The following is a 4605-nucleotide window of genomic DNA, read 5'->3' on the forward strand; positions in this document are numbered from 1 at the left end:
CGCGGAACCGCCGGACGCGTTCGTCGCGGCGATCGGCTGCGGTGGCGTGTCGTCGTCGGCGTACTCGCCGTTCGTGGCGAGCGGATCGTAATCGGTTGTTTCCTCACCCATCATGCCCTCTTTTCGTTGTTCAGCGCCTCGTCAAGCAGGGGAACCACGCCGTCGGGCACCATGCCCGTGACGTCGCCGCCGTGCCGTGCCACGTCCTTGACGATGGAGCTGGAGATGTGCTCCAGATTCGGCGCGGCCGGAAGGAACAGGGTCTCCACGCCGGCGAGCTTGCGGTTGACGAGCGCCATGCCCAGTTCGGCCTCGTAGTCGCCGTTCTGCCGCAGTCCCTTGACGATGACCGTCGCGCCGACCTTCCTGCAATAATCGGTGATGAGCCCGTCGGTCGAGTCGACGACGATGTTGCGGCAACCGTGTTCCCGAAGCGCCTTGCGGATGATCTCGACGCGGGTCTTTTCGGAAAACATCGGTGTTTTCGCCGCGTTCACCGCCACGACCACATGCACTTCGTCGAAAAAGCGCGCGCAACGTTCGATGACGTCGAGGTGGCCGGCGGTCACAGGGTCGAATGACCCGGGGCAAACTGCAATTGTCATAATTCCAAGCGTACCGCGCTTGCGCGAAGTATCCGCGCATATTCGGCCCCGGCCGGGTCCGCGGCTATGATGGAGGGCAGTTGGGCGCCGCCCATGGCTGGCGTGCGCCGATATCGGGCTCGGCATGAGGAGTGATCATGGCTTTTGCGATTGTTGATGGGATGGGCGGATTCTCCGGTGGCTTCGTGGACGATGCCGATCCGGTGTCGCCGCTTTCCAACCCGGATTCCGAGACGGGCACCGCCGTTCTGGAGCGTCCGGAGGAGGAGACGAAGCTGGATGACGGCGGCAACGGGGATGCCGACCGTTTCGCGCATTACGTGTCCCGCGACCGTATCGCGGAATCCCGTCTCACCGGGCGTCCGGTGGTGGCGTTGTGCGGCAAGGTGTGGGTGCCGAAGCGCGACCCCTCCCAGTATCCGGTCTGCCCGGATTGCAAACGCATCTACGACGAGATGATGAACTCGTCGTTCTGAGCGCCACGCGTTGTACGGATTCGGCCCGCATGCCCGGGTTCCGTTCCCGTCGATCGGGAACGGAACAGCCGGCATGCGGGCCGAATGGTTTTGACGCGGCGGATCGCGATGTCGGGAGCGTCGCAATGCCATGAGGACCGCGCCGAATGAGCGCCATGGCGCATGGCAGGCTCAGCGCAGGGAGATCTCGTCGATGCGCCGAAGCTCCTCGTCGCTGAACGTCGTGTCGCGCAATGCGCCGATGTCGTCGAGCAGCTGCTGCGGACGGGAGGCTCCGACCAGCACCGACGTGACCTTGCCGTCATGCAGCAGCCAGGCGAGCGCCATTTCCGCAAGCGTCTGGCCGCGCCGCCTGGCGATGTCGTTCAGGTCGCGGATCTGCTGCAGGCGCGCGTCCGTCAAAACGTCCGCGTGCAGGAACCTGCCATCGTGCGCGATCCTGCTGTCGGCGGGAATGCCGTCGAGATACCGGTTCGTCAGCAGTCCCTGCGCGAGCGGCGAGAAGGTGATCAGCCCTTTGCCGAGGCGGTTGGCCGTCTCCTTCAGCCCGTTGCGCTCCACCGTGCGGTCGAAGATGTTGTAGCGGTTCTGGTTGATGACGAACGGCACATGCATCTCGGCGAGGATGGCGCTCGCCTTTTCGAGCGTCGGGCCGTCGTAGTTCGACAGTCCCACGTACAGCGCCTTGCCGCTGTCCACCGCGGTCGCCAGCGCGCCCATGGTCTCCTCCAGCGGCGTGGACGGATCCATGCGGTGGTGGTAGAAGATGTCGACGTAGTCGAGGCCGAGGCGTTCCAGGCTCTGGTCGAGCGAGGCGAGCAGGTATTTGCGGCTGCCGAGGTCGCCGTATGGCCCCTGCCACATCTCGTAGCCGGCTTTGGTGCTGATGACGAGCTCGTCGCGGTGGTGGCGGAAGTATTCGCGCAGCAGACGGCCACAGTTCTTTTCCGCGGATCCCGGTTCCGGCCCGTAGTTGTTGGCGAGGTCGAAATGCGTGATGCCGTTGTCGAACGCGGTGAACACGATACGACGCATGGCGTCGTATGGCGTGGTGTCGCCGAAATTATGCCAGAATCCCAGCGAGATGGCCGGCAGTTGGAGTCCGCTGTCGCCCGCATGGTTGTAGGTCATGGCGTCGTAGCGTTTCGACGACGGCGTGTATACGGTGGTTGGTTCGAGCAAGATTCCTCCTTGAGCTGTTCGCCGGACGGGGTCACAGCACGGTGATTTCGGTCGGGATGACCGGGTCGCCCTTCATCAGGCTCTGAGCGCCGATCGGCAGTTCGGCGAGCGCCTGCGCGCGGTAGTCGTGCGCGTTGACGATGGCGTCGTGGCCTTGGTATTCGGCGTGGTTCTCGCCATTGGTGACGTAGTCGACCAGCAGGTTCTTCCACCCTTCCTCGGGACGGTACGCGGCGAGTTTCTCCTCCGAGCCGGACACGATGTGCTCGCAGTCGGCCAGCGAGTATTCGTAGGAGCGGAACGCGAGCTTGCGTCCCGGAACGGTGGCCTTGTTCTTCGACTTCTTGGCGACCGGCTCCATCTCGCCCGCGGCGTTCTCGCGTTCGGTGAGCTTGTACACCATCGCGCAGGTCGGCGCGCCGGAGCCGGTGACCAGCATGGTGCCCACGCCGTATGAGTCGACGGGCGCGGTCTGCAGCGAGGCCAGCGCGTATTCGTCGAGGTCGTTGGTGACGGTGATCTTCGTGTTGGTGGCGCCGAGCGCGTCGAGCTGGTTGCGCACGCGCTGGGCCAGCGAGGCGAGGTCGCCCGAATCGATGCGCACGCCGCCCAATTCCGGTCCGGCCACCTCGACCGCGGTTTTCACGGCCTCTTCGATGTTGTAGGTGTCGACCAGCAGCGTGGTGTTCTTGCCGAGCGCGGCGATCTGGGATTCGAAGGCGCTCTTCTCGTCGTCGTGCACCAGCGTGAAGCAGTGCGCCGCGGTGCCGATGGCCTTCAGACCGTACATCTGTGCGGCGAGCAGGTTGGCGGTGCCTTGGAAACCGCCCACCACCGCGGCGCGCGCGGCCGCGACGGCGGCCCATTCGTTCGTGCGGCGTCCGCCCATGTCCATGCACGGACGGTCCTTCGCGGCGCTGACCATGCGCGACGCGGCGGAGGCGACGGCGGAATCGTAGTTGAGGATGCTCAGCAGCAGCGTTTCCAGCAGCGTGCATTCGCCGAATGTGCCCTCGACCTGCAGGATCGGCGAATTCGGGAAGAACATCTCGCCTTCGCGGTACCCCTTGATGGAACCGGAGAAGTGGAAGTTCTCCAGCCACTTGATGGTTTCCGGGCTGACCACCTTGCGGTCGGCGAGGAACTTCAGATCGTTGTCGTCGAGATGAAAACGCTCCAAAGCGTCAAGGATGCGCCCTTGACCGGCGGCCACGCCGTAGTGGCGGCCCAGGGGCAGATGGCGGGTGAACACCTCGAACACGCATTTGCGGTCGGCGGTGCCGTCCTTCAGGCATGCGTCAAGCATGGTGTATTCATACATGTCCGTCATAAGAGCGGGGGAGTAGTCCAACATTTGCGAAGCCTTTCCTGACCTTTGGCGACAACGGGCGCGGTGCTGGCCGCGGCGCCGAACCGCCGATTTCGTTCCATCATACGTTCCGTCGTGCATGTGCGGCGTGCGCGACCGGGGAGCGGCCGTGACGCCGGCGATCGCGAGGATTGCGCGTTGCCGTATGGTGATAGTGTCGGTTACTGGAAAATCGTGGATTTCAATGGAAAGCAGAGTGAGCAAGCGATGGTAGCGATCAAAGACATGCTGGGCGATCAGACCGTGATTCGTGCGGACGGACGAAAGGTGGACGAGCTTCGCCCCGTGCGCATCACCCGCCATTTCACGGACGTGCCTGAAGGCTCCGTGCTCATCGAATGCGGCAACACCCGCGTGATGTGCACCGCCACCTTCACCGCCGGCGTGCCGCGCTGGCGCAAGGACTCCGGCCTGGGCTGGGTCACCGCTGAGTATTCGATGCTGCCGCGCGCCACCGCGGAACGCACCGACCGTGAATCCGTGCGCGGCAAGATCGGCGGCCGCACGCATGAGATCAGCCGTCTGATCGGACGCTGCCTGCGCGGCGTCGTCGACATGAAGGCGCTCGGGGAGAACCAGGTGCAGATCGACTGCGACGTGCTGCAGGCCGACGGCGGCACCCGCACCGCTTCGATCACCGGGGCCTACGTGGCACTGGTGGACGCGATGCACTGGGCCGAGAAGAACAAGCACATCAAGTCCGCCGACCGCGTGCTCAAGGATTGGGTCTCCGCCGTCTCCGTCGGCGTGATCAACGGCAAGCCCATGCTCGACCTGCCGTACATCGAAGACAGCCACGCCATGACCGACATGAACGTCGCCATGACCGGCTCCGGCGATTTCATCGAAATCCAGGGAACCGCCGAACACCGTCCGTTCAACCGCGCCGAGCTCAACACGCTGCTCGACCTCGCGGAAAAGGGCAACAAGGAGCTGCAGGCCGCGCAGCGCGCCGCGCTCGCGCTCGACTGAG

Annotated in this window: 5 protein-coding genes; 2 read left to right on the forward strand and 3 right to left on the reverse strand. The window is 64.6% G+C overall.

Annotated features, from left to right (window positions below; all coding sequences use genetic code 11):
- Window positions 1–110 precede the first annotated feature (110 nt).
- A complete protein-coding gene (gene coaD, locus B3C64_RS04130; protein ID WP_291533930.1) occupies window positions 111–605 on the reverse strand; it encodes a pantetheine-phosphate adenylyltransferase in 495 nt (164 codons plus the stop codon).
- Window positions 606–766: 161 nt separating this feature from the next.
- Between coaD and B3C64_RS04135 the strand changes: the two genes are divergently transcribed.
- Complete coding sequence (locus B3C64_RS04135; protein ID WP_414632159.1) at window positions 767–1081, forward strand: DUF3039 domain-containing protein; 315 nt, start codon at window positions 767–769, stop codon at window positions 1079–1081.
- 171 nt (window positions 1082–1252) lie between these two features.
- Here the strand turns inward: B3C64_RS04135 and B3C64_RS04140 are convergent, their stop codons facing one another.
- Together B3C64_RS04140 and B3C64_RS04145 are read right to left on the reverse strand one after the other, a co-directional pair.
- On the reverse strand, window positions 1253–2263 hold the full coding sequence (locus tag B3C64_RS04140) for an aldo/keto reductase (protein WP_291533933.1): 1011 nt from the start codon (window positions 2261–2263) through the stop codon (window positions 1253–1255).
- 31 nt (window positions 2264–2294) lie between these two features.
- Window positions 2295–3617: a nicotinate phosphoribosyltransferase gene (locus B3C64_RS04145; RefSeq protein WP_291533935.1), complete on the reverse strand. Its 1323-nt coding sequence runs from the start codon at window positions 3615–3617 to the stop codon at window positions 2295–2297.
- A gap of 222 nt (window positions 3618–3839) precedes the next feature.
- On the opposite strand from B3C64_RS04145, the gene rph reads away from it, so the two are divergent.
- Complete coding sequence (gene rph / locus B3C64_RS04150; RefSeq protein ID WP_291533937.1) at window positions 3840–4604, forward strand: ribonuclease PH; 765 nt, start codon at window positions 3840–3842, stop codon at window positions 4602–4604.
- Window position 4605 lies beyond the last annotated feature (1 nt).

The organism is Bifidobacterium sp. UBA6881 (assembly GCA_002451435.1).
Lineage (GTDB): Bacteria > Actinomycetota > Actinomycetes > Actinomycetales > Bifidobacteriaceae > Bifidobacterium.